Genomic DNA, 26,239 nt, shown 5'->3' with positions numbered 1-26,239 from the left:
AACCGGGCAAACATATGCAAAACCGGATGTTTTTCGCCCAGCGGTCAAGCGCTACACCACAGATCATTGTCATAAACCAGTGAAAAGCGCCAATCTCCAGCCAAGCCGTTTTGGCCTGTGGTTAAGCCGATCCGGTCATCGCGTTCAGCAATGCGACAAGCCGGTCCCGGTCGGCGGTCATGCCCTTGTAGTCGAGCTGGGCCTGATCGAGGGCGTTGAGCTGCTCGGCGAAGGAGGCGGCAAGGGTCGCACGGTCCGGGTGCCGCGCCAAAACGGCGATCGGGTCGAGATGGATGCGGATGGTGAAGAGGATATCGCGCGACAGTGGCAGCTTGCGCAGCGTCTGGCGTTCGACACGGATGAAGGCGTGGGCGTTTATGTCGCCGTCCGGGAAGCGTGTCGGGCGGTTGGTGGCGCGGTCGACGCGTTCGACGTTGGAGAGCGGATGGTAGAGCGCGTCGCCAGACTGGATCGACCAGTTGAAGCGCTCGACGGCTTGCCCCTGCAGCCCATCGAACATGCGATTGATCAATTCCGCCGGCCTTGTCCCCGGGCCGAAGCCGGGCACCGGTGCATGGATCTGCTGCAGCGGCTTGCCGAATTTTTCCGTGAGAGACCAGGATGAGGGAAAGCACAGCGAGCCGGCGGCGAGCCGCCAGCCGCGTTCGTCGCGGCGCATGAGGATCAGATCTTCCTGGACGAGCAGCGATGCCTTTGCGAGCGGTGCCTCGCGCAAAGCGTGCGGTAGCCTTTCGATCGTGCTCTCAAGGCCGGCGACCTCGACGCCCGAGCCTGCGTCGCGATGGGTGCGCTGGTGTTTCGCCGTGAGATGTTGGCCAAGCAGATCCAGCACTTCGCGTTGGGCGTCGCGGGTGCCGTCTTCCTCGACAAACACATTTTCCGGGATCCCGGCGTAAAGCCGCTGCTTCTCGGCAAGGTGCGGCAGGAGAAACGCATCGACCTCGATCCAGCGGTCGATTTCGAGCGGCTTCAGCCCGACGGTGAAGAGTTTCGAGGACCCGTCATAGGGCGTATGGGTCGGCTGGCGGACGGTCATGTGTTCTTCAAACAGAAAATCTCGTTTCGCTCCAGTCAGCCGAGCCGCGCCGGGATCAGTCCACGCAGCGAATTGCCGACGAAGATCGCCTTCGCCGACTTCAGATCCTCGAAGCTGTAGATCGCTTCCGCGGCGCGGCCTTCATCCAGAAGCGCGCCGCGCAGTATTCCAGGCAGCAGGCCGCAGTCGAGCCGCGGCGTGGCGAGCACGCCATCGCCGAAATCGGCGAAGAGGTTGGTGATGGTGCCTTCGCAGAGTTCGCCGCGCTCATTGGCGAGCAGCACCTCGTCGGCGCGGGTGGCGAGGTATTCGGCACGCGCCTGCTGGTAGATCTCCCGGTGGCTGGTCTTGTGGCGCAGCAACATGTTGCCGGAATCCAGTCTCACACGTGCCAGTTGCAGGCGCCAGACCTTGTCGGCGGCGAGCGGTTCGTAAGGTTGCGCGGCCGCCGTCGCCTCGCCATTGCGCTGCAGGGCAAGACGTGTCCGCAAAGCGATCTCGTGGCCGCCGACGGCGCTTGAAAGCATCTCGCCGATCCGCCCGGGGTCGCAGGCGAAGCCGAGTTCGGCGGCCGACGCATAAAGCCTGGCGAGATGGCGCTCGAAGCGCAGGAAGCCGGCGTCCGGCTCCCAGCGCATGGTCTCGATCAGCTCGAAGCCGGCGCCGTTCCCGTCGCGAAGCGCGCTTTCAAAAGACACTCCCGATACTCCTCCTCGGCGGTGGAATCGAAAACGACGCCGCCGCCGACATTGTAGACGGCTTCGCCATCGGCAAAGAGCGAGATGGTGCGGATCGCCACCGAAAAACGCATCCTGCCGTCAGGCGCGATCCAGCCGATGGCGCCGCAATAGACGTCGCGCGGCGTATGCTCCAGCGCGTGCAGGATTTCCATGGCGCGGATTTTCGGCGCGCCGGTGATCGAGCCGCAGGGAAAGAGTGCTGCAAGGATCCGGCGGATGCCGAGGTCGGGCAAAAGCTTCGCCCGCACCCGGCTCACCATCTGGTGCACCGTCGGGTAGCTCTCGATGCGGAACAGCTCCGGCACCTCCAGCGTGCCGACTTCGCTGATCAGCGAGATGTCGTTGCGCAACAGGTCGACGATCATCCGGTTCTCGGCCTGGTTTTTTTCGTCGTTGCGCAGGAAGGTCTTGAGCCGCGCGTCCTCGGCCTTTGTCGCGCCGCGCGGCGCGGTGCCTTTCATCGGATGCGTCTCGATCATGCCGTCGGCATCGATCTCGAAGAACAGCTCCGGCGAGCGCGACAAGACGATCGGATCGCCGAGCGAGACCAGCGCGCCGTATTTCACCGGCTGCCTTTCGGTCAGCGCGTTGAAGGCGGCGAGCGGATCGCCAGACCAATGCGCCCGGACCGGGAAGGTGAGGTTGCCCTGGTAGCAATCGCCCTTGCGGATATGGTCGTGCAGGCGCGCAAAGCGGGCGGCATAATCCTCGGCGGACCATGTTGCCCGGGCATCGAATATCGGACCGTTGGTCGCCTGTCCGCCCGCCGACGGCACCGCCTCATCAAGCGGCGCATCGAAGACACCGAGGCAGATCAACGGTGCGCGGCGGCCCTCGGGCAGCAGCGGCACCAGCTTCGGCTCGAGCAGGTAGCCGGCTTCGTAGGAGAAATATCCGGCCAGCCATCTGCCGGCGTCGGAAGCCGCCTGCGCCTTCTCAAGCGCGGGCGCGAACTCATCGGCGTTGCGCGCCACGATGACCTCGCGCGGCTGGTCGAAGACCAGCTGACGAGCTGTCTCGTCGTTGCGGAAGATGGCTGCGGGCAGGGACATGAGCCTCGGATGCGGTCAAACTGTTTGTTTGGAGCAATTTCGAACGGAAAACCGCCACACACTTTCCTGAAATTGCTCTAAGTCGACCGCTCTATATGGGGGCTCGGCAAGGCGCAATCGAGGGAGCGGCGTCGGGCGGCGCAAAGCCGGCTGTGGCCCAAAAAACAAAAAGCGGCGCCCGTGACGAGCGCCGCCCTGGAGAGTGAAACCCCTGCTCAGGTGTTGCTGGCGGTGCCGGCTGTCGGAAACTGCCTGGCAAATTCCGTCTCGTTGCCGGCAGCAAGCAGTTTCGCCTGCTGGATCCATTTTTCGCGCGCGATACGGCCGTCGAAATTGAGCACCTCCTCGATGCGCTTGACGTCGGCCTCGGTCCAGGCGGCGATCTGGGCGTAAGTCGTAACACCCTGGCCTTTGAGCAACCTCTCATTGACCGGCCCGATGCCGATCAGGCGGCGCAAATTGTCGGCCTTGCCGGAGACCGCTTTCGGAGCAGCTGCTTTCTTTGGCGCTGCCGTTTTGGCCGCCGGCTTTGGCGCCGCTGCTGTCTTGGCCGATGCCGGCTTTTTCGCAGCAGCTTTCGGCGCGGGTTTGGCGGCCGTCGAAGTGGCGGGCGGTGACGTCGACATCAGCGGAGCCGACGCAGGCGCGGTGGCCTTGCTTGTTCCGGCCCCGGCGGGTGTTGCGCGAAGCTTGCTCTCAAGGTCGGCTCGGGCACGGCCGCAGGCGTCGAGTTCGCCCTTCAGGCGATCGGTATCGGCACGCAGCCTGTCGCGTTCGCTGCGCGTGCGGTCAAGGTCGCCGCGCAGGCTGTCGAGCTCACCGCGCAGGCGGCCCCAGATGAACCAGCCAACCAGAACACCCACAATGAACGCCAGGAGGATGTAGAAGAAAGTGCTCATTTCTCTCTCCAGTCCGATTCCGCTGTCGCGGAACAGCCTGCCTCAATCGGGCTATCGGCTGCGGCTTCGCGCGCGTGACCGGCAGCCATCATCGCATCCGCCGAAGCGCCGCACTGGCCGTCTCTGGCCTTGGCGATGCGTCCGGCTGAGCTTGAGGCGGGACGCTATCATATGGCTTGGCGAAAGCTAATTGAAAAATGTGGGCGCAGAGTTATTCAGGAACAAATATTTAGACCAAGAATAACTTAGTTGCGAACATGCATTACGGCTAAACTGTTCTGGCCATGCTGCTCGCCGAAGCGCCCGTCACTTGTCGAGCGCCTCCAGCTCGTCGATCAGGCCGCTGATCACGCCCAGGCCGATCTGCCAGAAGGCAGGGTCGGTGGCGTCGAGGCCGAAGGGCGCCAGCAGTTCGGAATGATGCTTGGTGCCGCCGGCGCGCAGCATTTCGAAATACTTCCCCTGAAAGCCGCGCTCGGCGTTCTGGTAGACGGCGTAGAGCGAATTCACCAGGCAATCGCCGAAGGCATAGGCATAGACATAGAAGGGCGAATGGATGAAGTGCGGGATATAGGTCCAGAAGACCTCGTAGCCCTCGCGCAGCTTGATCGCCGGCCCCAGGCTCTCGGCCTGCACCTCCAGCCAGAATTCACCCAGCCTGTCCGAGGTCAGCTCGCCGTTCCTGCGCTCGGCATGGACCTTGCGCTCGAACTCGTAGAAGGCGATCTGGCGCACGACCGTGTTGATCATGTCCTCGACCTTCTGCGCCAGCATGGCTTTGCGCTCGCGCTTGTCGGTGGTCTGGTCGAGCAGCGAACGGAAGGTCAGCATCTCGCCGAAGACGGAAGCGGTCTCGGCCAGCGTCAACGGCGTGGACGCCATCAACGCGCCCTGGCCGGCGGCCAGCACCTGGTGCACGCCGTGGCCGAGCTCATGCGCCAACGTCATCACGTCACGCGGTTTGCCCATATAGTTGAGAAGCACATAGGGATGCGCCGAGGGCACCGTCGGATGGGCGAAGGCGCCCGGCGACTTGCCCGGGCGCACGGGCGCGTCGATCCAGTTGTGGTCGAAAAAGCCGCGCGCGATCTCGGCCATTTCGGGCGCGAAGCGCTGGTAGGCCGACAGCACCGTGTCCCTGGCGTCATCCCAGCGGATCACCGCCTGCGGGGTCTCGGGCAATGGCGCGTTGCGATCCCAGTGGTTCATCACCTCCATGCCGAGCCAGCGCGCCTTCATCGCGTAATAGCGGTGCGACAGCCGCGGATAGGCCTCGCGCACGGCAGCCGCCAGCGCGTCGACCACGCTGCGCTCGACGCGATTGGCGAGATGACGCGAGTCGGCGATATCCTGGAAACCGCGCCAGCGATCGGATATCTCCTTGTCCTTGGCCAGCGTGTTGGTGATCAGCGTGAAGGTGCGCAGACTCCGGCGGAAGGTCGCGGCCAGCGCTTCGGAGGCCTGGCGACGCACCTCGCCATTGGCATCCTGAAGACGATTGAGCGCCGGCTCCAGCGTCAGCTCCTCGCCGTCGATATCGAAACGCAGGTCGGTCATCGTCTCGTCGAACAGGCGGTTCCAGGCGCCGCGTCCGGTGACCGATTTTTCATGGAACAGCTGCTCGACGCGATCCTCGAGCTGGTAGGGCTTGTCCTTCCGGAGATCGAGCACCCAGGGCTGGTAGTGGCCGAAGGCCGGGTCGGCGGCCAGAGCGCCTTCGATCGCGGCATCGTCGATCAGGTTGAGCTCGAGCGCGAAGAACAAAAGATGCGCGCTGGCGTCGGTCATCTTTTCCTGGACGTCGCCATAGAGCTTGGCGCGCTGCGGATCGGCGGTGTTGCCGGCATAGACGAGGCCCGCATAGGAGACGATGCGGCCGATGAGCTCCTCCAGAGCCTCATAGGCTTTCAGGGCCTCGCCGAGTTTGCCAGCGCTGCCACGCCCGGCTTCGGCCGCGAGCGTGCCTTTCCAACGGGTCTCGAAGGCAATGGCGTCATTGGCCGCCTTGGCGATGTCGCGCTTGAGCTCGGGCGCTTCCATGCCGGCATAGAGGTCGGCAAGGTTCCATTCCGGCAGATCGCCAAGCCCGGCCGCGCCCTGACCGGACGCCGCCGCCGCAAGCCGCTGATCAACCATCATGCGCATCGACAATCCTTTTTTGAGTGAGGTCGCCAGAATCAAAGGGGAAAAAACAAGCCGGTCAAATCCTAAGGAATTCGTTCACCGGGTTTTTTGAAACCTTATTTAGAACCCTGTGCCAAGATGATCCACGGGGATTTTCTCGGGCAGGCAACTCCAGACACTCATGACAGGTTCCATACTCATAGTCGATGACGATCCGGTCCAGCGCAGGCTGCTCGAGGCCGCGGTGACAAAATTCGGCCATGCCGCGATCGTCACGGGCAGCGGCGAGGCGGGCCTCGATGCGCTCGACGGGCCCAATGCGCGCGACGTGTCGGTTGTCATTCTCGACCTCGTCATGCCTGGCCTGGACGGCATTGGCGTGCTGAAGGCGATGCGCGAGCGTGCCATCAACATCCCGGTCATCGTTCAAACGGCGCAGGGCGGTATCGAGACCGTCGTCTCGGCGATGCGCCATGGGGCTTTCGACTTCGTCGTCAAACCAGCATCGCCCGACAGGCTGCAAACCGCGATCTCCAACGCGCTGAAAGTCGAGGCGGTCGAGGACGAGGTCAAGCGGACGGCGCGGCGCCGCGGCGGCCACCTCAGCTTCAAGGACCTGATCACCCGCAGCCCGGCCATGGACCGGGTGATACGCCTCGGGCAAAAGGCGGCCGCTTCCAACATCCCGATCCTGATCGAAGGCGAATCCGGCGTCGGCAAGGAATTGGTGGCGCGTGCCATCCAGGGCAGCGGCGACCGCCGCTCGAAGCCGTTCGTCACCGTCAATTGCGGAGCGATCCCTGAGAACCTCGTCGAGTCGATCCTATTCGGCCATGAAAAAGGATCTTTTACCGGCGCCAGCGACAAGCACACCGGCAAGTTCGTCGAGGCAAATTCCGGCACCTTGTTCCTTGACGAGATCGGCGACTTGCCGCTCGACGTCCAGGTGAAGCTGCTGCGCGCCGTCCAGGAAGGCGAGGTCGATCCGGTCGGCGGCCGCTCGACCGTCAAGGTCGACATCCGGCTGATCTCGGCAACGCACCGCAATCTTCTGCAGCAGGTCAAGGACGGCAAGTTCCGCGAGGACCTGTTCTACCGGCTGAACGTCTATCCGATCTTCGTGCCGCCGCTGCGTGAGCGCCGCGACGACATCCCTTACCTGGTCCGCCATTTCATGGAGAAGGTGGCGTCGGCCGATCCACGTCGCCGACCCACCGGCATTTCCGCCAGGGCGCTGGCCATGCTTGAAGCCTATGACTGGCCGGGCAACATCCGCCAGCTGGAGAATGCGGTGTTCAGAGCCTCGGTCCTGGCCGAGGACGATCTGCTCACCGAGGAGGAATTCCCGCAGATCCGGGCGCAGGTGGAAGGAACGGTCAGTCTTGACGCGGAACCGGCATCGGCGGCTGCCGAGACACCTTTGGATCTCCCCCAACCGGCGGATGAAGCGGCTCCCCATGGAGCAGGGACCGCCTTGCCCGACGGCGAGGCGCCAGCCAGGCTGCAGCCGCGTTTTGGAACGCTCAGGGCGCTCGACGAGCGCGGCAATGTGCGGGCGCTGGCCGAGGTCGAATTCGAAATGATCAAGCTCGCCATCGACCATTACAACGGCCAGATGAGCGAGGTCGCGCGTCGCCTGGGCATCGGGCGCTCGACGCTCTACCGCAAGTTGAAGGAATATGGCATTGATCCCGAAGCTGGCCGCGTCGACCGGCTGGCGTCGTGACAGACAAGCTTCAGGCCAGCTTGCAGGCTTAAAATCCGAGTCAAATTGTCGCTTTCCGGTTCAGAATTGCCGGTTTTCCGGGGCTCTCGCGATCGTCGATCACGCTTTGCGGCCAGCGGTAACAGATCGTGTTCTGGCCGAAGTCGGATTCGTGATCTAAACCAGCGGTTTACCACGAAATGTTGGTGATCATTTTTGACGGGATATCGCCACGGTGTTACCGCATTTCGACTTCAATAAACGATGATTAACCATTAGGATCGATACTCGGATGTGAAAACCACACATCCGTTGGTCAAATCCGGGGACAAACGGCAGCCTGCAAGGCCATTTGATTTGAACAAAGTCGAACGACATAAAAACGGGCGGCATTTTCACATGAGCGTCTGGCCGAGGTGGCTGACGTTCGTGATTTTGGCCGTCGGGTTCCTGTCAGCGGCCATGTCGGGCGCCAGGGCCGAAATTCGTTCGCTGAAGCTCTATCACCTGCATACGCATGAGAAGGCCGAGATCGTTTACAAGCGCAACGGGCGCTACGATCCGGAAGGCCTGCGCAAGATCAACATCATCCTGCGCGACTGGCGCCGCAACGAGCCGACCAAGATGGATCCGCGGTTGCTCGATCTCGTCTGGGAGGCCTATCACGAAGCCGGCGCGACCGACTACATCCAGGTCGTGTGCGGTTACCGCTCGCCGTCGACCAATGCCTTGCTGCGCTCGCGCAGTCGCGGTGTCGCCGAGAAAAGCCAGCATATGCTTGGCAAGGCGATGGACTTCTACATTCCCGGCGTGCCGCTGAAGAAGCTGCGCAACATCGGCCTCAAGATGCAGGGCGGTGGCGTCGGCTATTACCCGACCTCCGGCTCCCCGTTCGTCCACATGGATGTCGGCAATGTGCGCCACTGGCCGGGTATCAGCCGCCAGGAACTGGTCAGCCTGTTCCCGAACGGCAAGACGCTGCATGTGCCGAGCGACGGCAAGCCGCTGCCCGGCTATGAGCAGGCGGTAGCCGCCTATCAGGCGCGTAAGGGATCCGGCACGCCCAACATCGAACTGGCCAGCGCCGGCGGCTCGACCAAACGGTCCGGCGGACTGCTGGCCGCCTGGTTCGGTGGCGGCTCTGACGAGGCCGACGACGAGGCCGACGACAGCAACCCGACGCCGCAGGCCAAGACCGTCAAGCAGGTTCAGGTCGCTTCCGCCGCAACGTCCCGCAACAGCAATCTTCCAGGCATCGCGATCGTGTCGCCGAAGGACGCCAAGCGCGCCAACATCCCGCAGATCGCGGATGACAGCGCCGACGATACGCAGCCGCAGCAGGACACGCCGGAGACGATCATCGCCGCGCTGCCGCCGAAGGAAGTCCCGCTGCCTGATTTCGCGCCGCGTCCGAAGGCCGATGTTGGCCAGCAGGCGCCGCAGAACGTGCCGTTCGCCATGGCAGATGCCTCGGCGACGACCGAACAGGCGGTGTCGACTGCGCAGGCGCCGGCGCCCGATAAGGTGCCGTTCGGCACGGCCAACGCGACGGAGGCCGCTTCAGCCGATCCGGCCCAGGTCGCCGTCAACAACATTCCGTTGCCGACCTGGCGTCCCGACCGCACGACGCCGGCGGAGCTGGCGTCGAAGGACCAGAATGTGCTTCTGGCGCTGGCGGACACGGCTCAGCAGGACAGGAGCGCGACCGACGCCTTCTCGGTGCTGCCGACGGCAAGGCCGCAGCCGGCCAGGCAGGATGAGATCAAGGCCGTGCTTGAACAGGCCAGCGTCACGCCTGACGACGGCGGCGCGCAGTATCAGCTCGCGTCGCTGACGCAACCGGAGCCGCGCTCGGCCTTCAACGACCCGTCGGGCGTCGATGCGGCGTCGCCGCGCAAGGCCATCGCGGCGCTCCCGGCGGGCAGCGATCCCGCACAGGCGATCGGCGCCGGCGTGAAGACCACAGCCAAGGAAGCAAGGGCCTCGGCGCGTGACCTGAAGCCCGGACCGAAGGCCATGGTGGTGGCAGCACCCCCGCAGGCCGCGCGCTGGGCGCTGGGCAGCGGCGAGACGATCGCCACCGTCTCCAGCGCGACGACGGCGCCGCGCTATGCCTATAACATCGTGCATACGCCGCCGAGCGAGGTTTACACAGCCGGCTTCCAATCGGACGCCCAGGCGCCCGACACCAGCCGCTTCACCGGCAATGCTGTGAAGTTCCTGTCGGTCGCCCGCTTCCAGACGAAGTAGGAAAACTCGACTTCCACAAAAGGCCGTGCTGGTGCGCGGCCTTTTGTTTGATAGGCTCCACTATTCGCTAGGCACTCCCGCTTCGTCTAAAGGTAGGACAGCGCCCTTTGAAGGCGTGAATCGTGGTTCGAATCCATGAGCGGGAACCAGGCCCGTCGAGGCCGGCTGCCAACAAACATTCACGCGGTACTGAACTTCTCGTGAGGGCGGAACAGGGCGCATTTTCATGGGTTAAGGTTGGTCGTTCCAACCCGGGGATATTCATGAAGAAAATTGTACTGGCATCCGCTGTTGCTCTGGCAACGGTTTCCGCGGCCATCGCGCCTTCACAGGCGGCCATGGTCGTCGTGAAGACCAATGGCCGTAGGCATGATCACATGCGTATGGAAAAGCATTGCAAAACCACCTGGGTCACGCATTGGAAGCACCACAAGAAGGTCTCCGAGAAGGTCACGGTCTGCAAGTAATCGCGTTTCACGCAGAACCAGCCGGTCGGCGCAAGCCGGCCGGTTTTTCATGTTCAACGCCTGATGTGACTTCAGTCGATTTCCAGCATGGGGGCTTCGCCTCGCGCAAGAAGCCTTGCCGCGTCGCGCGCGGGCGGCAAGCCGAACTGGCGCGCATATTCGCGGCTGAACTGGGAAGCGCTTTCATAGCCGACGGTGAAAGCGACACGCGCGGCGTTGCCCGGCTCGGCGATCAGCAGGTGGCGGGCCTCCAGCAGGCGCACCTGTTTCTGATACTGGATCGGGCTCATGGCCGTCGCCGCCTTGAAGTGGCGATGAAACGAAGCGTTGCTCATATGGGCGAGCGCCGCGAGTTCGGCCACGTCGATCGGCTCGTTGTAGTGCTGGCGGATCCACGCGGTGGCGCGGCGGATCTGCGACAGTCGGCCGTCGGCACGCGCGAGCTGGCGCAGCTTCGCGCCTTGTGGGCCCTGCAGCAACCGGAAGGCGATCTCGCGTTCGAGCATCGGCGCCAGCACGGGAATCTCGGCCGGCCGGTCGAGCAGCCGCAGCATCCGGCGCCATGCGTCGAGAAGCTCGTCATCGGCCCGGTTGGTCACGAAACTGTCGCCGTCCACCGCCGACTTGTGGTCGATGATCAAGGTGGCGATCAGCTCGATATCGATGGCGAAAGCGATGGCCACATAGGGACGGGCGCTGCTCGCCTCGATCAACTGGCTGGTCGCGGGCGTCTCCAGCGCATAGACGAAATAGCTGCCGGCGCTATAGGCAAGCGTGCGGTCGCCGATCAGCACCGTCTTGGTGCCCTGCAGCACGAACAGCACTGTCGGCTGACATAGCTCGGGTAAGGGCGGTGTCGGAACCTCGCTGCGGCCGATGGTAACGCGCGGAATAGCCGTCTTCGTGCGTCGTCCGCGCGCATGGTGGCCTGCGATGGTGATCAATTCCTGCAAGGCTTCGTCCATCGCTCCAGCATTGCCGATCCATGCGGGCTGCGCAACCAGGGCGACGCGGAGGCGTGGACGCGGTTGGCGTGCAAAACGCGTTGTTGAGAGGATTAGGCAAGAAGGCGCGAGAATCCGGCGCGCGCGATAGCGATCCGCACGTCATGTCCAGGTCACCAAAAGGAGACACGAACATGACGACGCAAAAGAACGCGCTGGTGACCGGAGCCAACAAAGGTATCGGCCTCGAGACCGCCCGGCGGCTGGCTACGATGGGATACAAGGTCTGGCTCGGGGCACGGGATGCCAAGCGCGGCGAGGCCGCGGCACAAGCGTTGCGCAACGATGGCCTCGACGTCGAATGGCTGGAGGTCGACGTCGCCAGCGATAACAGCGTGGCGGCTGCCGCGAAGGCTCTGGCGGCGCGGACATCGAGCCTCGACGTGCTTGTCAACAATGCCGGCATAGCTCCCGGCTATGTCGACGCGCTCGGCGCGGACGGCCGCTATGAGCGGCCACCAAGCCGGGAGGATGTCGCGGATATGAGGGCGACCTACGACGTCAATGTCTTCGGTCCGGTCCGTGTCACCCAGGCATTGCTGCCGCTGCTTATGGCGGCGCCCGCCGCCCGCATCGTCATGGTCAGCAGCTATCTCGGTTCGATGGCGCGCGCGGCCGGCAACAGCCAGTCGCCCAATGTCATGGGCTATGGCAGCTCGAAGACCGCGCTCAATGCCATCACGATCGCCTTCGCCAGGGAGCTTTCGCAGCACGGCATCATGGTCAACGCCGCGGCGCCCGGCTACACCGCCACGGACCTCAATGCGCACAAGGGCGGCCGCACGGTGCAGCAAGCTGCCGGGGTCATCGTGCACCTGGCAACGCTGGAGCCCGGCGGCCCAACCGGCGGTTACTTCGACGAGAATGGTCCATTGGCCTGGTAGAGCAGCGATTATTTCTTGAGCTTGCTCGCCTCGCGCGCGAGTACTTCGATCTCGTCCCACTTGCCGGCCTTGATCAGATCGTCCGGCGCAACCCAGGAGCCACCGACGCAGATGACATTGGGCAGGCTGAGATAGTCGGCGGCATTTTTGGCGGTGATGCCGCCGGTCGGGCAGAATTTCACGTCGGCGAGCGGCGAGGCGAAAGCTTTCAGTGACGCGATGCCGCCGGACTGTTCGGCAGGAAAAAATTTCAGGAAGCGCAGGCCGGCCTCGCGCGCGGCCATGATCTCACCGGGCGTGATGGCGCCGGGCAAAAGCGGCACGGGACTGTCCTTGGCGGCGTCGAGAAGCTGGCTGGTGATGCCGGGGCTGACGATGAATTTCGAGCCGGCGGCGGCCGCTTCGTCGAACTGCCTGGCGTCGAGAATGGTGCCGGCGCCGACGATCGCGTCCTCGACCTCGGCGGCGACACGGCGGATGGCCTCCAGCGCATCGGCGGTACGCAGCGTAATCTCGATGGCCCTGAGACCACCGCGCGCCAGCGCGCGTGCAAGCGGCACGGCATCAGCGACATTGGCGATCTTCAGCACCGGTATGACCGGCTGACCATCGAGAAGCGACAGGAGCTTTTCGGTCTTGCTGGTCATTTGTCTGTCTCCGTTGCGGTCGATTTCAACCGATTAGCAGAAGGGGTATGCCAAGTCCACGAAAGCAGGCGTGTCGCGATGTCACGCGCCACCCCGTTCGTTTGCTCCGCCTTGAAACCGCTTTCAGCACGGTCTAGTGGCATTGCGATGACAACGGCCAAAGTAACCCAGCAGCCAGTTCGCGTCGCCGCGCTTTACAAATTCGCGCGGCTCGACGGCCACGGGACCTTGCGCGCGCCGCTCGCGGCGTTCTGCTGCGGCCGCGGCATCAAGGGCACGCTGCTTCTCGCGCATGAGGGCGTCAACGGCACGGTCGCCGGCAGCGAGGAAGCAATCGTCGCGCTGATCGACCATCTCCAGGCGATCGAAGGACTGGCCGGGCTGGAGGTGAAGTACAGCGTCGCGGCCGAAATGCCGTTCCATCGCATGAAGGTGCGGTTGAAGCGCGAGATCGTCACCATGGGCGTCGAGGACATCGATCCGGCGAACAGCGCCGGCACCTACGTCGCGCCGTCCGATTGGAACGCGCTGATCTCGGACGCCGACACTATTCTCATCGATACGCGCAACGCCTATGAAGTCTCGATCGGTACATTTCAGGGCGCTGTCGACCCGCAGACGGCCAGCTTTCGCGAGTTTCCGGCCTGGGTCGAAGAGCATCGCGAGGAACTCGAAGGCCGCAAGGTGGCGATGTTCTGCACCGGCGGCATACGCTGCGAAAAGGCGACCGCCTATGTGAAGTCGCTCGGCTTCAGGGATGTGTTTCACCTCAAGGGCGGGATCTTGAAATATCTCGAAGAGGTGCCGGCTGAAGACAGCCTGTGGCAGGGCGAGTGTTTTGTCTTCGACGAGCGCGTGTCGGTGTCGCATGGCCTCGCCGAGGGCGAGGCGGAACTCTGCCGCGCCTGTCGGCATCCGCTGACGGCCGAGGATCGGCTGTCGCCGCAATTCACCGTCGGCGTCTCATGTCCGCATTGCTTCGAGGTGCGCTCGCAAGAGGACCGCGCCCGCTATGCCGAGCGCCATCGCCAGGTCGAACTGGCGCAGGTGCGAGGCGGCCGCCGCCACATCGGCAGCTAAAACGATACCGAATAACGGTCGATCGCCCAAAGCCAGGTGCCGTCACGTTGGCGACGGGCGACTTCGCTGGTGATGCTGCCGTCGGGCAGCTTGGTCGAGGTCAGCGCCAGGTCGCCATTGATGAGGGCAGGGCGCTGTTCGCCGCGCTGGAAATTGCGTCCCGCTGCCATGCCCTGTTCGAAAAGCACACGAATTGCCTGCCTGCCGCGCGTGAATTCGCCACCGCCGCTATCGACGACGGCATCTGGTTCGAACAGCGCCAGCATTCCCTCGATGTCGCCGGCCCATTGGCGGTCGATCAACAGGCGCTCGAGATCCTGCGGATCGCGGGCCGGCTCCCGGTTTTCTGCATTGGTCATCCAATCGCTCCCCTGAAATCGGCGCAACCCTAGCCGAAGCGATCCGCCATTTCGACACATGACGAGGCTGTTTCCGCCGCCTTGATCGGGCGGCGAAATGGGCCTCGTCATTGTAATGTCAAGGCGCGCGGCCTACCTCTTGCCGGTCCGAAACCTTGCCCGGGCGCATTCGGCCGGGCCAATTCTGGAGGCATGATGCTCGACCCCAAGAAGCTGCTCGACGATCTTCTCGGCTCGCAAATCCCTGGGACCGGCTCGACTGTCCGCGACAAGGCGGGGCAGGCGGTGCAGATGGCAAAGGACAATCCGCTCGCCGCCGGCGCGCTGGCGGCCGTGCTGCTCGGCACCGGCACCGGACGGCAGGTGACCGGCACCGCCATCAAGCTCGGCGGTCTGGCGGCCATTGGCGGCCTCGCCTACAAGGCCTACCAGAACTACAAGGCCGGCAAGGCGCCGGATCAAGCCCCGCCGGCGAGCGAGACGGAATTGCTGCCGCCGCCGGCGGACACCGCCTTCCATCCCTCGCAGGCGCCGCAAGGCGAGGCCGAATTCACGCTCACGCTGGTGCGGGCGATGATCTCGGCAGCGAAAGCCGACGGCCATGTCGATGAGGAGGAGCGCAAGAAGATCGCCGACAAGCTGAAGCTTGCCGGCATCGGCGTCGAGGCGGAGAAGTTCCTGCTTGCCGAACTCGAAAGCCCGCTCGATCTCGACACGCTGGTCGCCGGCGCCAAGACCGATGCGCAGAAGCTCGAGCTTTACACGGCCTCGCGGCTGACCATCGATCCCGACACCCGCGCCGAGCGCGGCTATCTCGATCTGCTCGCCGGCCGCCTCGGGCTGCCGGACGCGCTGGTCGACCATGTCGAGGCGACCGTTTCGGCGGCGAAGGTGCCGGCCGGAGGAGCGCCGAGTTCTCCTTGATGGAGAAGAGGGTTAGCGGGCGCTTCCGCCATTAACTTTTCGTTAACCCAGCAAGCGCATGATTCTAAACAGTCGGACCGGCTTATCCTCCTCCCAAGCGCGGTTCAGATCAGGGCGGTCGCCAATGACCGCCCTTTTTGTCGGCCCAATCTTTTGTCGACGATGGCTGCTTGCCATGACCTCCAGCATTTGCGATGCCACGTCTCTTCCAGCCTTGGAGAGGACGATGACCGCCATGACACAGAAGACCGCCATCGTTACCGGCGCCGGCACCGGCATCGGCAAGAGCGTCGCCACCGCGCTGCTCAAGGCCGGCTGGAACACGGTGTTCTGCGGCCGCCGCAAGGCGGTGTTGGATGAAGCGGTTGCCGCGGCAGGCAGGACAGAGGCCAAGGCGCTGGCCGTCGCCTGCGACATCAGCAAGGCCAATGAGGTCGATGAGATGTTCGAAACTGTGGTCGAAGCGTTCGGCCGCGTCGACCTGCTCTTCAACAATGCCGGCATGGGCTACAAATCGACGCTGATCGATGAGATCCCGGTCGAGGTCTGGAACGATGTCGTCGGCGTCAACCTGACCGGATCGTTCCTGTGCGCCCGCGCCGCCTTTGGCGCCATGCGCCGGCAACAGCCGATGGGCGGCCGCATCATCAACAACGGCTCGGTGTCGGCCTATGCGCCGCGGCCGGGTTCCTCGCCCTATACGGCGACCAAGCATGCCATCACCGGGCTGACCAAGACGCTGGCGCTCGACGGTCGGCCCTTCGACATCGCCTGCGGCCAGATCGACATCGGCAACGCGCTGACAGAGATGGCCCAGCCGATGACGGTGGGCGTGCCGCAGGCCAACGGCTCCATCGCGGCGGAAGCGGTGATGGACGTGCAGCGCGTCGCCGACGCAGTGCTGCACATGGCCAGCCTGCCGCTCGACGCCAACGTGCTTTTCATGACCGTGATGGCGACGAAGATGCCGTTTGTCGGTAGAGGTTAGTCCTCGCCCAATCGGCTCGACACATAGAGAATCAACTGGACGGTCTCGACGCCTGATCGCCCAACCAGTCGACAAACCGCCCGATGGCCGGATTTGCCAGGCCTTTCTCGTGGCACAAGCAGTAGTAGCTTCGGGTGGCCGCGACGCCGAGCGTCAGCGGCTGCACAAGTCGACCTTCATCAAGATCCCTGAAGGAGATGATATCGTTTGTGAGCGCAACGCCATGGCCGTCGCGCGCCGCCTGCAGAACCATGGCGAAATTATCGAAATAGATATCCGACTCCACGGCGTGCGGCACGCGCGCTTCCGTCAACCAGCGCCGCCATTGGTCGCCGTCGTCCTCGTGGAGCAGGCGGTGACGAAGGACATCGCGGGGTTCGCGAATGCCATTCGGGCCGCGCAGCAGTTGCGGACTGCAGACCGGTGAGGCGTGGATGCTGTGCAGCAAACGCCACCAGAATCCGGACCAGGGCGGTTTGCCGTAGACGATGGCGACATCGACTTCGCGCCAGTCTACTTCCTCGAAGTCGATAGCCGTGCGCATCCGCATGCGAATATCCGGGTTCGCATCGAGAAATCGAAAGAGCCGCGCCGTCAGCCATGTCGTTCCGAAAACCGGCGGCGCCGACACGGTGAGGATGGCCTTGTCAGCGGCGCTGTAAGCGTTCGCCGAGATGTCGCGGATCGATTCCGAAATGTGCTGCATGGCCAGGCCGACGCTCTTTTGCAGCGCGGCCCCGCGATCCGTCACGACAAGACGGCGGCCCCGCTTCTCGAACAGGTCGAGGCCGAGCGACAGCTGCAGCGCCCGCAACTGTTGGCTGATGGCGCCGGATGTGACGTGCAGCTCAGCGGCCGCCGCAGCGATGCTGCCCAAACGGGAAACGCTCTCGAAGACGCGTAGCGAATGAAGCGATGGGAGAGCCATTAGACCTCTATAGTTTAGAAAAACTGCTCTTATTTCTCTATAAAGATTTAGCTTGTTTGCAGAAAACCCGCAACATACCGTCCCCGCGCTGCCTCCGGATCGGCAGCCATGACAAAAACAAGGGGACTAGAATATGTTTCATCCGCCGGTTTCCACCGCAGCCAGACTCGCGCTTGGCGGCATTATCGTCACGGCGCTTTCGGCGGTGGCGCCGATGGCGCAGGCCGCCGATTCAGGGCTCATGCGCGACGGCGTGCTCAATGTCTGCACCGGCGGCGACTTCCCGCCGATGCAGTACTATGCCAACCCCGGAGACGAGAAGCTGGTCGGCTTCGAGGTCGATGTCGTCGACGCCATCGCCAAGCAATGGGGCGGCACCACCAAATATGTGGTCGGTGATTTCAAGGGGCTCTTGCCGTCATTGGGCGCCGAGCGCTGCGATCTCGTTGCAAGCGGCATCATGGTGACCAAGGAGCGCCTCAAGGCCTATGACGCCGTTCCTTACTTCGTCTCCAACGTGGTGATGGTTACGGCCGCCCCGGATTCAGAGACCAAATCGCCGCTCGACCTGAGCGGCAAAGTCCTGGCGATCGAGGCGGGCACCACTTACGAAAAGACGGCCGCGGACTTGAACGCGGAACTGGCGAAAGCCGGCAAGGCGCCGGCGCAGATACAGACCTATCCATCCGCTTCCGGCGTCATCGAGCAGATACTGGTCGGGCGCGCCGCGGCGACGATTACCCAGGACACGACGGCGGCATTCCGCATCAAGCAGATGCCGGGCCGATTGCAGATTCCTTACAACTATGGGGACGGCGAAACCTACGGGATCTATCTGCGAAAGGGCGGCGACAACCGCGCGGCGTTGGTGAAAGCGATCGAAACGCTGCAGACCAGCGGCGAGATGAAGGCCTTGTTGCAGAAATGGAACCTTCCCGAGACCGCCACCGACGTCAAGCACACGACCGATTGAGGCAAAGGCCGTGTTCGATACCAAGCTCTTCCTGACCGCGCTGTTCGGCTGGCCCCTTGCAAAGGGGGCCTTGCTGACCTTGGTTCTGTCGGTTCTGGTGATGGCCGTCGCCCTGGCGACATCCTTGGCGACGGCTGCGCTGGCCACATCCAAGCGGCGCTGGATTCGCCTGCTGGTGGGTCTCTTTGTCTGGCTTTTTCGCGGTGCGCCGGCTCTGCTCGTGCTGCTGTTCATCTGGAACGGGCTGCCGCAAATCTCGGCCGTTTTCCGCCTGGACTGGTTCACGCCCTTCGTTGCGGCGTTTCTCGCGCTGACCTTGATCGAGATCGCCTATCTGACCGAGATTCTCCGCAGCTCCTACGCGTCCGTCGGCAAGGGCCAATCCGAGGGGGCTGCGGCCCTCGGCCTGCACCGGGGCCAGATATTCTTCCTGATCATCCTGCCTCAGGCGCTTCGTGTCGCGCTGCCGTCCCTGGTCAACGAATTCATCTCGTTGCTGAAGGCGACCTCGCTGGCGACGGTCATCTCCCTGAAGGAGCTCATGACCGTCACCCAGTTCGCGATCGCCACCAGCTTTCGCTTCCTGGAATGGTATGGCGCGGCGCTGGTCTATTACCTGTCGATGGTTTCGGTTCTGACCGTCTTGCAGATGAAGATCGAGCGCATGCTCGCGCGGGGCCATCGCTGATGTCGGCGACCGCCCACGCAGAAGTGTCCCACTGGTTTTCGCTCGAAAATCCGGGGCAAGGCATCACACGGATATGGGAATCTCACGTCCATCCGTTTTTCCAGGCTAACATCTTCCATGTGGCTGGGCGCGACGTTGATCTCATCATCGATGGCGGCATGGGTCTCGTGCCTCTCAGGCCGGCACTGGACCTGCGACCGGGAAAGCCGGTCGTGGCCGTTGCAACGCACATCCATGTCGACCATGTTGGCGCCTTGAGCGAATTCGAGACGAGAGCCGGCCACCGCGCGGAGGCCACTTTTTTCGAAGACATGGCGGATGAGCACACGCTGGCTCATCTCTTTCGGGCGCAGCCGAATGCGGTCGGCAGGCCTCCGCATCAGGGATGGTCGCCGCTGCGTTTCCAAATCAGGCCGGCGCCGCTGACCCGGATCCTGGACGCAGGCGACAGGATCGAAACCGGCGACAGGTCGCTTCGTGTGCTGCACCTACCCGGCCATTCGCCTGGGTCGATCGGGCTTGTCGATGAAAGGAACGGCGATTTCTTCGCCGGCGATGCGATCTATCGCGGGCGACTGATCGACGACCTTCCGGGTTCCGACGTGCCAGCCTATCGCAAGACGATGGAACAGCTTTTGCGGATCGAGTTCGGCCGGGCCTATTGCGGACATGGTGTCGCGATCGACCAAAACGAGCTGCGGTCGATCGCACGAGCCTATCTGGATCGGCGAGGCGGAGGCTGAACCTCACTTCTTCAAAAACGCCTCGATCCGCTCCAGCGCGCGCAGGATGTTCTCCTCGGAGTTGGCGTAGGAGAGCCTGATATAGCCTTCGCCGAGGATGCCGAAATCCGGGCCGCCGATCAGGGCCACGCCGGCATCCTCAAGCAGCGCGGAGGCCAACTTCTTCGCCTTCCAGCCGGTCTTTGAGACATTGGGGAAGGCGTAGAAAGCCCCCTTCGGCGTGATGCAGGAAACGCCCGGCAACGCGTTCAGACCCTCGACGACGATCTTCCTGCGGTTGTCGAAGGCGCGCATCATCTTGGCAACGTCGTCCTGCGGGCCGTCGATCGCCGCGATGCCGGCGAACTGGCTGGGCGCGTTGACACAGGACCAGCAATTGACCGCGAGCTTGCGCACCTTGTCGTAGAGGTGGGCGCCCTTGTCGCCGTTCGGCCAGATCGACCAGCCCATGCGCCAGCCGGTCATCGCCCAGGTCTTCGACCAGCCATTGAGCACGATCAGCCGGTCGCGGATTTCGGGGAAATTGAGCAGCGAAAAATGCGTCTCGCCGTCATAGGTCATGACGTCGTAGATCTCGTCGGACATGATCGCGACATGGGGCTGCTTCTCCAGACCCTTGACCAGCTTCTCGATCTCGGCGCGGGGCGTGACGCCGCCGGTCGGGTTGGCGGGCGAGTTGAGGATCAACAGCCTGGTCTTCGGCGTGATCAGCGCCAGTGTCTCGTCAGCCGAGAAAGCAAAGCCGTTCTCTTCGCGGATCGGCACCGGCACGGGCGTCGCGCCGGTGAACTCGATCATCGAGCGGTAGATCGGGAAACCGGGATCCGGATACAGGATTTCGGCGCCGGGTTCGCCGAACATCAGGATCGCGGCGAACATCGTCGGCTTGCCGCCGGGCAGGATCATCACGCTCTCCGGCGAGACCTCGACGCCGGTGGTGGTCAGCGTGCGGCGCGCCACCGCCTCGCGGGTGGCCAGCAGGCCGTTTGCCGGCGTATAGCCATGGTGGCCGTCGCGCAGCGCCTTGATCGCCGCTTCGACGATATGCTGCGGCGTCTTGAAGTCGGGCTGGCCGATGCCGAGATTGACGATGTCGCGGCCCTGTTGCGCCAGCGATGTTGCTCTTGCGAGCACCGCGAAGGCATTTTCCTCGCCGAGCCGGTCGAAGGCCGCGATGGTGTGGAGCATTTTTCCCGTTCCTGTGGTTCTTTCAGTAAGCGAGCGTTTTTGTGAGCGTCCGCCAGGAAATGTCAAACGGATTGGAGCTTTGCGTGTCGGAAAATCTGAAGAATTGGCAGCCGCGCCCGCGTCCGGAACGCAAGGCGATCGCGGGGCGCACGGTCTGGCTCGAGCCGCTGAGCGCGGCCAGGCATGGCGATGGGCTCTATGAGGCCTCATCGGTTTCGGACGCCGGCGGCCGCTTCGCCTGGCTTCCCGATTACCCGCCGGAGACGCGAGCCGCCTTCCAACCCTGGCTGGACAAGGCCGAGGCCAGCGAGGATCCGCTGTTCTTCACCGTCTTCGACAAGGCGAGCGGCAAGATCGCGGGACGGCAGACCTTGATGCGCATCGATGCCAACAACGGCGTAGGCGAGATCGGCAACATCTATTGGGGGCCGCTGATCGCGCGCAGGCCGGCGGCGACCGAGGCGCAGTTCCTGTTTGCAAGATATCTCTTCGACGATCTCGGTTATCGCCGCTACGAGTGGAAGTGCAACAACCGCAACGAACCGTCGAAGCGCGCGGCCGAGCGCTTCGGCTTCAAGTTCGAGGGCATCTTCCGCCAGCATCTTGTGGTAAAAGGCGAAAACCGCGATACCGCATGGTATTCGATCATCGACACGGAATGGCCGGCACTGCGCAACGCCTATGAGGCCTGGCTCGATCCGGCGAACTTCGATAGTGAAGGCGGCCAGAGGCGGCGGCTCGAGGATTTCCGCGCCGAGTTTGGTGCGTAGAACCATGATCCCGAAAAGTGGGAAACCGGTTTCGGACAAGATCATGGTCAGCAACGAGGAGTTCGGCGATGGCGCATGATCACGGTTCTCATGACCATGGCGCACACGCAGCCGGTCATAGCCATGGTCCCGGCCATGTGCACGGCTCGACCGACAAGAAGAGGGTGCTGATCGCGACCTTGCTGACGGCCGGCTTCATGGTCGCGGAGGCGCTCGGCGGCTGGCTGACCGGATCGCTGGCGCTGGTCGCCGACGCGGGCCACATGCTGGCCGATGCGATCGCGCTCGGCCTTGCCTGGTACGCCTTCCATCTTGCCGGCCGTCCGGCCACCGGCCGTCTCACTTATGGCTTTGCGCGGGTCAAGACGCTGGTTGCCTACACCAACGGCATCGCCATTTTCGTCATCGCGCTGTGGATCGTCTATGAGGCCTGGGGGCGGCTGATGAGCCCGTCGCCGGTGCTTGGCGGTCCGATGCTTGTGGTGGCGGTCGCCGGCTTCCTGGTCAACATCGCCTCGTTCTTCGTGCTGCATGGCGGCGACCGCGAGAGCCTCAACATGCGCGGCGCGATCCTGCATGTCCTGGGCGATCTGCTCGGCTCGGCGGCGGCGATTGTCGCGGCGATCATCATCATCGCCACCGGCTGGACGCCGATCGATCCGATCCTCTCGGTGCTGGTGTCGCTGCTTATCCTGTCCACCGCTTGGTCGCTGATGCGCGAGGCCGCCCATGTGCTGCTGGAAGGCGTGCCGGCGAGCCTTGATCGCGACCTCATCGCCAAGGATATCCAGGCCACGGTCAAGGGCGTGCGCGAGGTGCATCACATGCATGTCTGGTCGCTTGACGGCACCTCCAACATGGCAACGCTGCACGCCTGCCTGAACGACGGCGTCGATCAGCATATGGCGGTGAGCGCCATCAAGAAGCGGCTGGCGGTCGAGCACGGTATCGAGCATACGACGGTCGAACCCGAGTTCGGCCAGTGCGCCGATAGTCACGACGAGCACGACCATCACCATGATCATGATCACGCGCATGACGCGCCGCGCGATCGCCGTCATCTTCATTGACCGCGTTGAGTGGATAAATATGGATAGCGAGACACGCAACGCGGCGATCGCGGCAGCCTGCGTGCTGCTGGTGTTCGGGTTTGCCGCCTATTACCTGCCGACCATCATGCTTGCCGTCGGCAAGGTGTCGACGGTGCTTGCCGCACTGGTTGCGATCGTCTTTGTCCTTGGGCTGTTTGTCGTCCTGTGGCTGCGCGGGCGCAGCCAACGCAAGAAGGGTCTGTAGAGCATGCGAATTCTGATTACGGGCGCGGCGGGAATGGTTGGCCGCAAGCTGATCGCGAGGCTGGCCAAGGACGGGTCACTGCGCGGGCGCAAGATAAATGCGCTCGACCTGCACGACATCGTACCGCCGCAAGCACCCGCATTGGCGGGCGTCGATGTCGCGATCCACACCGGCGATCTTTCCGAACCCGGCGCTGCGGCAAAACTCATCGCTTCGCGGCCGGATGTGATCTTCCATCTGGCCGGTATCGTCTCGGGTGAAGCGGAGGCCAATTTCGATCTCGGCTACCGGGTCAACCTCGACGGCACGCGTGCGCTGTTCGACGCCGTGAGGCTGGCGGCATTTGCGCCGCGCCTGGTCTTCACTTCATCGATCGCGGTGTTCGGCGCGCCGTTCCCGGATGTCATTGCGGATGACTTCCACCCGACACCGCTGACCTCCTATGGCACGCAGAAGCAGATGAGCGAGGCGCTGTTGGCCGACTATACTCGACGCGGCTTTTTCGACGGCGTCGGCATCCGGCTGCCGACCATCTGCGTGCGTCCCGGCAAGCCGAACAAGGCGGCTTCAAGCTTCTTCTCCGGCATCATCCGCGAACCGCTCGCCGGCCAGGAAGCGATCCTGCCGGTGCCGCGTTCGGTGCTGCACACGCATGCCAGCCCGCGCTCGGCGGTCGGCTTCCTCATCCATGCGGCGGAAATCGATGGCGACAGGATCGGGCCGCGCCGCAATTTGACCATGCCGGGCGTCGCCGTCACCGTCGGCGAGCAGATCGAAGCGCTCGAACGCATTGCCGGCGCCGAGGTCGCGAAGCGCATCCGCGAAGAGCCCGACGAAACGATCTGGGCGATCGTCAAAGGCTGGCCGACGCGCTTCGAGGCAAGGCGGGCGAGGGACCTCGGCTTTGTGGCGGAGGCGAGCTTCGACGAAATCATCCGTGCTCATATCGAGGATGAACTCAAGTAAGCCGATACGTTTTTGCAGCGGAAGCTACTGTTTTGGGCGAGAGATCGGCTCATTGCCCCATCGGGCAAAGAATTTTGCCTTTATCCCAATGTAAGCCAGAACAGCAATGAGCCCTGCTCCGACGACGACGCTTTTGGTCAGGACTGTCGCGATAAGGGACAAAGCAAAACCGCTTCCCACAATGAATCCGAAGCGAAAGGAATGCTGCTGGCGCTTTCCTGCCCATCCCAATGCGATCAATGTGATCAGCCAAACCAGAAAAATAAACGTGGGCATTCCCCAGTCGGACAACCAAAACGGACGAAAAATAACTCCTATAATGGCGCCCAGGACACCAAGTAAAAGACGTATCAGCAGTTTCTTTATATCACGATTCATGTGGAATCCCACGACAGTGGCGACACCCACAAAACGCTGTAAATCGTTAATATAATTCTATGCCATGTCGTCGCATTGGCGATCTGTTCTCAGCAGCTCGACAGTGTCGCGACGTCGCCGGTTCAGACGCCGCCCGACAGGCTGGCGGACAGCAACAGCAGGCCGACGAGGAAGATGAACGCCGCGCCGCCGATCTCGACGATCGAATGGATGCTGTTGCCGATGCGGCCGTCGCCGGCGAAATAGACCGCCCAGTTCTTGGCCAGAACGGCGATCGTCGCCAGCGCCGAGACGGTTATCGCGGTGCCGATCGACATCGCCAGCACCGAGAGCAGGCCGCCGAGCCACAGGCCGTTGAGCAGGGCGAAGCTCAGCACGATCAGCGCGCCGGAGCAGGGGCGGATGCCGACGGCGGCCACCGCCGACCAGGCGGTTTTCCAGTCGAAGCGATCGCCTGACAGCATAGCTGGATCCGGCGCATGCGAATGGCCGCAGGTCTCGCAGACTTCGCCGGCGCCATGATCGTGGTGCGCGTGATCATGCCCGGCATGATCGTCGTGCGCGCCGTGATCGTGGCTATGCGCGTGCGAATGGGCATGATGATCGTGGTCGTCGTGCACATGCAACGCCACGGAATGCGAATGCGCGTGGGCGTGGCCTGCATGGGAATGTGCATGGGCGTGCGAGTGGCCCCCATGCGAATGGCCGGCGTGGGCCGCCGACAGGCTGTAGGCAGGAGCCCTGCCGAGCAGACGCCGGACCGACGGACCGAGCTTGCGCCACAAAAGCCAGGCGCCGAACAATGTCACCAACACATAGCTGGAGATTTCGAGGAACCACGCCGCGTCGGTCATCGAGATGGCGGTGCCGCGCAGCACGAAATAGGCCAGCATCATGACGACGACCGCGGTCAGGCCCTGCAAAAGCGCAGAGACGAAAGAGAGCATGATGCCGCGCCGCAGCGCCACTTCGTTGGCGACCATGTACGAAGAGATCACCGCCTTGCCGTGGCCGGGGCCGGCAGCGTGAAAGATGCCATAGGCGAAGGACAAGCCGATGAGCAGCCACAACTTGCTGCCGTCCTGGCGCATGGCCTTCATCGCCGCGGCCAGCGCATGGTAGAATTCCTGCTGGCGCACGTTGATCCACATCAGGATATGGGCAAACGGGCCGGTGGTGGGCGCCATGCCGTCATTGACGCCGATGCCGAGCGAACTTTGGGCGTGCGCCGCAATGGGCATATGGGTGATCACCAAGGTGGCGGCCAACAGGCCGAGCGCTAAGCGGATATTCGTGGGATGCCCCACGAATATCCGCTTAGATTCCTTTGTCTGTCGCAGGCTCCGATCGCAAAACCGTGGGACACTTTTGCGGAACCTGCTTGCGCGCAGCGACGGTTTCATCACCAAAATTATCCTTCCGGCGAGCAATTCAGTTCGAGCTTGGTGGCGAAGATCTTGCTCATGTCGGTGCCTGTCGGGTCGTTGAAGAACGCATCCGTTAGGGTCTTCTGGTTTTCCTTGATCGCCTCGTCCGGGTCGGGCCGGATGACCTTGCTGGCGCAGGTCGAGGGCAGGCCTTCGACTGTGATGTTGGAATCCTCGGTGAAGTCGATCGCGGTGTAGAAGGTCGGATCATAGACGCCGATGTCGATCTTGCCGGTGAGCTTGATCGGTGTTTTCGGCTGCGATTCGAACAGGATGATCAGCTGATCGTTGTCGAAGTTCGCCATCAGATGCGGTGGCGGGGTCATGGGCACGTCCTTGCCGTCCTGCGTGACCAGCTGGAAGTAGTTGAACTCGGCCAGCGAGGAATGGACGGTGTCGGCCACTTCCTTGAGCTCACTGTCGTCAAGCTTCAGATCGGAATTCTTGTCGAACTCCATCATCACTGTACTCGAAAACAGGTCGTCGAAGCGCCAAAGGTGGCGCAACGCCGTCACACTTTGGTGATCCTTGCTGAGGATGACGTCGAGCCGGGCCTCGGCAAAGACGTGCGGGTGCACCGCGGCCGGCTCGACTGCGGCGAATGTCGCCGCAAGGGCCGAAGCCAGCATGGTTGCTTGCCGTTTAAGGTGCATTCTGGGCCGCGATTCCATCCACTTCCGGAGCGCACCCGACAGTTATCAA

The 26,239-nt window shown here is 63.3% G+C and carries 27 protein-coding genes and 1 tRNA gene; 15 read left to right on the top strand and 13 right to left on the bottom strand.

Annotation, left to right across the window (positions count from 1 at the left end; genetic code table 11):
• Positions 1-121 precede the first annotated feature (121 nt).
• The 5 genes from AB6802_RS07020 to AB6802_RS07000 form a co-directional block, all read right to left on the bottom strand.
• The gene (locus AB6802_RS07020) at positions 122-1,057 is read right to left on the bottom strand and encodes a DUF3445 domain-containing protein (RefSeq protein ID WP_371009287.1); all 936 of its coding nucleotides are present in this window, start codon (positions 1,055-1,057) and stop codon (positions 122-124) included.
• Between the two features lie 35 nt (positions 1,058-1,092).
• Positions 1,093-1,755, bottom strand: coding sequence for an aminotransferase class IV family protein (locus AB6802_RS07015; protein ID WP_371009286.1), 663 nt, complete (start codon positions 1,753-1,755; stop codon positions 1,093-1,095).
• On the bottom strand, positions 1,704-2,849 hold the full coding sequence (locus tag AB6802_RS07010; protein ID WP_371009285.1) for an aminodeoxychorismate synthase component I: 1,146 nt from the start codon (positions 2,847-2,849) through the stop codon (positions 1,704-1,706). The genes AB6802_RS07015 and AB6802_RS07010 overlap by 52 nt, the downstream gene beginning before the upstream one ends.
• Positions 2,850-3,064: 215 nt before the next feature.
• Positions 3,065-3,748, bottom strand: a complete 684-nt coding sequence (locus AB6802_RS07005; protein ID WP_371009284.1) for a proton-conducting membrane transporter — start codon at positions 3,746-3,748, stop codon at positions 3,065-3,067.
• Positions 3,749-4,054: 306 nt separating this feature from the next.
• Positions 4,055-5,893 (bottom strand): M3 family oligoendopeptidase, encoded by a 1,839-nt coding sequence (locus AB6802_RS07000; RefSeq protein ID WP_371009283.1) that lies wholly within the window; start codon positions 5,891-5,893, stop codon positions 4,055-4,057.
• Between the two features lie 160 nt (positions 5,894-6,053).
• Between AB6802_RS07000 and AB6802_RS06995 the strand changes: the two genes are divergently transcribed.
• The 4 genes from AB6802_RS06995 (at position 6,054) to AB6802_RS06980 (ending at position 10,294) form a co-directional block, all read left to right on the top strand.
• Positions 6,054-7,598, top strand: a complete 1,545-nt coding sequence (locus tag AB6802_RS06995; RefSeq protein ID WP_371009282.1) for a sigma-54-dependent transcriptional regulator — start codon at positions 6,054-6,056, stop codon at positions 7,596-7,598.
• A gap of 378 nt (positions 7,599-7,976) precedes the next feature.
• Positions 7,977-9,827 (top strand): DUF882 domain-containing protein, encoded by a 1,851-nt coding sequence (locus tag AB6802_RS06990; protein WP_371009281.1) that lies wholly within the window; start codon positions 7,977-7,979, stop codon positions 9,825-9,827.
• Between the two features lie 75 nt (positions 9,828-9,902).
• Positions 9,903-9,976: transfer RNA gene (locus tag AB6802_RS06985), tRNA-Gln, on the top strand.
• 114 nt (positions 9,977-10,090) lie between these two features.
• Positions 10,091-10,294, top strand: a complete 204-nt coding sequence (locus AB6802_RS06980) for a hypothetical protein (protein ID WP_371009280.1) — start codon at positions 10,091-10,093, stop codon at positions 10,292-10,294.
• Positions 10,295-10,365: 71 nt separating this feature from the next.
• Here the strand turns inward: AB6802_RS06980 and AB6802_RS06975 are convergent, their stop codons facing one another.
• Positions 10,366-11,259, bottom strand: coding sequence for an AraC family transcriptional regulator N-terminal domain-containing protein (locus tag AB6802_RS06975; protein WP_371009279.1), 894 nt, complete (start codon positions 11,257-11,259; stop codon positions 10,366-10,368).
• Positions 11,260-11,432: 173 nt separating this feature from the next.
• Here AB6802_RS06975 and AB6802_RS06970 point away from each other — a divergent pair, with 173 nt between their 5' ends.
• Positions 11,433-12,182 carry an SDR family oxidoreductase gene (locus AB6802_RS06970; protein WP_371009278.1) on the top strand — a complete coding sequence of 250 codons (750 nt, stop codon included), beginning with the start codon at positions 11,433-11,435 and terminating at the stop codon, positions 12,180-12,182.
• 8 nt (positions 12,183-12,190) lie between these two features.
• On the opposite strand, the gene AB6802_RS06965 is transcribed toward AB6802_RS06970, so the two are convergent.
• Positions 12,191-12,829 carry a 2-dehydro-3-deoxy-phosphogluconate aldolase gene (locus tag AB6802_RS06965; protein ID WP_371009277.1) on the bottom strand — a complete coding sequence of 213 codons (639 nt, stop codon included), beginning with the start codon at positions 12,827-12,829 and terminating at the stop codon, positions 12,191-12,193.
• Positions 12,830-12,976: 147 nt separating this feature from the next.
• On the opposite strand from AB6802_RS06965, the gene AB6802_RS06960 reads away from it, so the two are divergent.
• On the top strand, positions 12,977-13,909 hold the full coding sequence (locus AB6802_RS06960; protein WP_371009276.1) for a rhodanese-related sulfurtransferase: 933 nt from the start codon (positions 12,977-12,979) through the stop codon (positions 13,907-13,909).
• Here AB6802_RS06960 and AB6802_RS06955 read toward each other — a convergent pair.
• Complete coding sequence (locus AB6802_RS06955) at positions 13,906-14,268, bottom strand: nuclear transport factor 2 family protein (RefSeq protein ID WP_371009275.1); 363 nt, start codon at positions 14,266-14,268, stop codon at positions 13,906-13,908. The genes AB6802_RS06960 and AB6802_RS06955 overlap by 4 nt on opposite strands.
• Positions 14,269-14,463: 195 nt before the next feature.
• On the opposite strand from AB6802_RS06955, the gene AB6802_RS06950 reads away from it, so the two are divergent.
• Positions 14,464-15,192 (top strand): tellurite resistance TerB family protein, encoded by a 729-nt coding sequence (locus AB6802_RS06950; protein ID WP_371009274.1) that lies wholly within the window; start codon positions 14,464-14,466, stop codon positions 15,190-15,192.
• A 226-nt stretch (positions 15,193-15,418) separates the two neighbouring features.
• The gene (locus AB6802_RS06945; RefSeq protein ID WP_371009273.1) at positions 15,419-16,180 is read left to right on the top strand and encodes an SDR family oxidoreductase; all 762 of its coding nucleotides are present in this window, start codon (positions 15,419-15,421) and stop codon (positions 16,178-16,180) included.
• A 31-nt stretch (positions 16,181-16,211) separates the two neighbouring features.
• Here AB6802_RS06945 and AB6802_RS06940 read toward each other — a convergent pair whose 3' ends face one another.
• Positions 16,212-17,108, bottom strand: coding sequence for a LysR substrate-binding domain-containing protein (locus tag AB6802_RS06940; protein WP_371009272.1), 897 nt, complete (start codon positions 17,106-17,108; stop codon positions 16,212-16,214).
• Positions 17,109-17,241: 133 nt separating this feature from the next.
• Between AB6802_RS06940 and AB6802_RS06935 the strand changes: the two genes are divergently transcribed.
• The 3 genes from AB6802_RS06935 to AB6802_RS06925 are packed head-to-tail and all read left to right on the top strand — an operon-like array spanning position 17,242 to position 19,512.
• On the top strand, positions 17,242-18,081 hold the full coding sequence (locus tag AB6802_RS06935; RefSeq protein WP_371009271.1) for a transporter substrate-binding domain-containing protein: 840 nt from the start codon (positions 17,242-17,244) through the stop codon (positions 18,079-18,081).
• A gap of 10 nt (positions 18,082-18,091) precedes the next feature.
• Positions 18,092-18,769 (top strand): amino acid ABC transporter permease, encoded by a 678-nt coding sequence (locus AB6802_RS06930; RefSeq protein WP_371009270.1) that lies wholly within the window; start codon positions 18,092-18,094, stop codon positions 18,767-18,769.
• The gene (locus AB6802_RS06925; protein WP_371009269.1) at positions 18,769-19,512 is read left to right on the top strand and encodes an MBL fold metallo-hydrolase; all 744 of its coding nucleotides are present in this window, start codon (positions 18,769-18,771) and stop codon (positions 19,510-19,512) included. Before AB6802_RS06930 ends, AB6802_RS06925 begins: the two co-directional genes overlap by 1 nt.
• Before the next feature lie 3 nt (positions 19,513-19,515).
• Here AB6802_RS06925 and AB6802_RS06920 read toward each other — a convergent pair whose 3' ends face one another.
• The gene (locus AB6802_RS06920; protein ID WP_371009267.1) at positions 19,516-20,700 is read right to left on the bottom strand and encodes a pyridoxal phosphate-dependent aminotransferase; all 1,185 of its coding nucleotides are present in this window, start codon (positions 20,698-20,700) and stop codon (positions 19,516-19,518) included.
• An 83-nt stretch (positions 20,701-20,783) separates the two neighbouring features.
• On the opposite strand from AB6802_RS06920, the gene AB6802_RS06915 reads away from it, so the two are divergent.
• The 4 genes from AB6802_RS06915 to denD all read left to right on the top strand — a co-directional run bounded on the left by AB6802_RS06915 (position 20,784) and on the right by denD (position 23,732).
• The gene (locus tag AB6802_RS06915; RefSeq protein WP_371009266.1) at positions 20,784-21,470 is read left to right on the top strand and encodes a GNAT family N-acetyltransferase; all 687 of its coding nucleotides are present in this window, start codon (positions 20,784-20,786) and stop codon (positions 21,468-21,470) included.
• Between the two features lie 68 nt (positions 21,471-21,538).
• A complete protein-coding gene (locus tag AB6802_RS06910) occupies positions 21,539-22,540 on the top strand; it encodes a cation diffusion facilitator family transporter (RefSeq protein WP_371009265.1) in 1,002 nt (333 codons plus the stop codon).
• A 19-nt stretch (positions 22,541-22,559) separates the two neighbouring features.
• Positions 22,560-22,766, top strand: a complete 207-nt coding sequence (locus tag AB6802_RS06905) for a hypothetical protein (RefSeq protein ID WP_371009264.1) — start codon at positions 22,560-22,562, stop codon at positions 22,764-22,766.
• Between the two features lie 3 nt (positions 22,767-22,769).
• The gene (gene denD, locus AB6802_RS06900) at positions 22,770-23,732 is read left to right on the top strand and encodes a D-erythronate dehydrogenase (protein WP_371009263.1); all 963 of its coding nucleotides are present in this window, start codon (positions 22,770-22,772) and stop codon (positions 23,730-23,732) included.
• A gap of 24 nt (positions 23,733-23,756) precedes the next feature.
• Here the strand turns inward: denD and AB6802_RS06895 are convergent, their stop codons facing one another.
• From AB6802_RS06895 to AB6802_RS06885, 3 genes are all read right to left on the bottom strand, one after another.
• The gene (locus AB6802_RS06895) at positions 23,757-24,110 is read right to left on the bottom strand and encodes a hypothetical protein (RefSeq protein ID WP_371009262.1); all 354 of its coding nucleotides are present in this window, start codon (positions 24,108-24,110) and stop codon (positions 23,757-23,759) included.
• A 122-nt stretch (positions 24,111-24,232) separates the two neighbouring features.
• A complete protein-coding gene (locus tag AB6802_RS06890) occupies positions 24,233-25,351 on the bottom strand; it encodes a nickel/cobalt transporter (protein ID WP_371009335.1) in 1,119 nt (372 codons plus the stop codon).
• Between the two features lie 170 nt (positions 25,352-25,521).
• Positions 25,522-26,190: a DUF1007 family protein gene (locus tag AB6802_RS06885; RefSeq protein ID WP_371009261.1), complete on the bottom strand. Its 669-nt coding sequence runs from the start codon at positions 26,188-26,190 to the stop codon at positions 25,522-25,524.
• Positions 26,191-26,239: the final 49 nt, after the last annotated feature.

Origin of the sequence: Mesorhizobium sp. RCC_202 (genome assembly GCF_041355295.1) — a bacterium.
Classification (GTDB): Bacteria; Pseudomonadota; Alphaproteobacteria; order Rhizobiales; family Rhizobiaceae; genus Mesorhizobium.
This window is presented reverse-complemented; position numbering and strand designations above follow the sequence as displayed.

Bases quoted from the DNA above. Each gene is read 5' to 3' on its own strand.
- AB6802_RS06995 (WP_371009282.1), top strand. From the start codon at position 6,054: ATGACAGGTTCCATACTCATAGTCGATGACGATCCGGTCCAGCGCAGG.
- AB6802_RS06970 (WP_371009278.1), top strand. From the start codon at position 11,433: ATGACGACGCAAAAGAACGCGCTGGTGACCGGAGCCAACAAAGGTATC.
- AB6802_RS06885 (WP_371009261.1), bottom strand. From the start codon at position 26,190: ATGCACCTTAAACGGCAAGCAACCATGCTGGCTTCGGCCCTTGCGGCG.
- AB6802_RS06965 (WP_371009277.1), bottom strand. From the start codon at position 12,829: ATGACCAGCAAGACCGAAAAGCTCCTGTCGCTTCTCGATGGTCAGCCG.
- AB6802_RS07005 (WP_371009284.1), bottom strand. From the start codon at position 3,748: ATGAGCACTTTCTTCTACATCCTCCTGGCGTTCATTGTGGGTGTTCTG.
- AB6802_RS06955 (WP_371009275.1), bottom strand. From the start codon at position 14,268: ATGACCAATGCAGAAAACCGGGAGCCGGCCCGCGATCCGCAGGATCTC.
- AB6802_RS06920 (WP_371009267.1), bottom strand. From the start codon at position 20,700: ATGCTCCACACCATCGCGGCCTTCGACCGGCTCGGCGAGGAAAATGCC.
- AB6802_RS06905 (WP_371009264.1), top strand. From the start codon at position 22,560: ATGGATAGCGAGACACGCAACGCGGCGATCGCGGCAGCCTGCGTGCTG.
- AB6802_RS07010 (WP_371009285.1), bottom strand. From the start codon at position 2,849: ATGTCCCTGCCCGCAGCCATCTTCCGCAACGACGAGACAGCTCGTCAG.
- AB6802_RS06990 (WP_371009281.1), top strand. From the start codon at position 7,977: ATGAGCGTCTGGCCGAGGTGGCTGACGTTCGTGATTTTGGCCGTCGGG.
- AB6802_RS06895 (WP_371009262.1), bottom strand. From the start codon at position 24,110: ATGAATCGTGATATAAAGAAACTGCTGATACGTCTTTTACTTGGTGTC.
- denD (WP_371009263.1), top strand. From the start codon at position 22,770: ATGCGAATTCTGATTACGGGCGCGGCGGGAATGGTTGGCCGCAAGCTG.
- AB6802_RS06925 (WP_371009269.1), top strand. From the start codon at position 18,769: ATGTCGGCGACCGCCCACGCAGAAGTGTCCCACTGGTTTTCGCTCGAA.
- AB6802_RS07000 (WP_371009283.1), bottom strand. From the start codon at position 5,893: ATGCGCATGATGGTTGATCAGCGGCTTGCGGCGGCGGCGTCCGGTCAG.
- AB6802_RS06910 (WP_371009265.1), top strand. From the start codon at position 21,539: ATGGCGCATGATCACGGTTCTCATGACCATGGCGCACACGCAGCCGGT.
- AB6802_RS06950 (WP_371009274.1), top strand. From the start codon at position 14,464: ATGCTCGACCCCAAGAAGCTGCTCGACGATCTTCTCGGCTCGCAAATC.
- AB6802_RS06935 (WP_371009271.1), top strand. From the start codon at position 17,242: ATGTTTCATCCGCCGGTTTCCACCGCAGCCAGACTCGCGCTTGGCGGC.
- AB6802_RS06940 (WP_371009272.1), bottom strand. From the start codon at position 17,108: ATGGCTCTCCCATCGCTTCATTCGCTACGCGTCTTCGAGAGCGTTTCC.
- AB6802_RS06945 (WP_371009273.1), top strand. From the start codon at position 15,419: ATGACCGCCATGACACAGAAGACCGCCATCGTTACCGGCGCCGGCACC.
- AB6802_RS06890 (WP_371009335.1), bottom strand. From the start codon at position 25,351: ATGCCCATTGCGGCGCACGCCCAAAGTTCGCTCGGCATCGGCGTCAAT.
- AB6802_RS07020 (WP_371009287.1), bottom strand. From the start codon at position 1,057: ATGACCGTCCGCCAGCCGACCCATACGCCCTATGACGGGTCCTCGAAA.
- AB6802_RS06960 (WP_371009276.1), top strand. From the start codon at position 12,977: ATGACAACGGCCAAAGTAACCCAGCAGCCAGTTCGCGTCGCCGCGCTT.
- AB6802_RS06980 (WP_371009280.1), top strand. From the start codon at position 10,091: ATGAAGAAAATTGTACTGGCATCCGCTGTTGCTCTGGCAACGGTTTCC.
- AB6802_RS06975 (WP_371009279.1), bottom strand. From the start codon at position 11,259: ATGGACGAAGCCTTGCAGGAATTGATCACCATCGCAGGCCACCATGCG.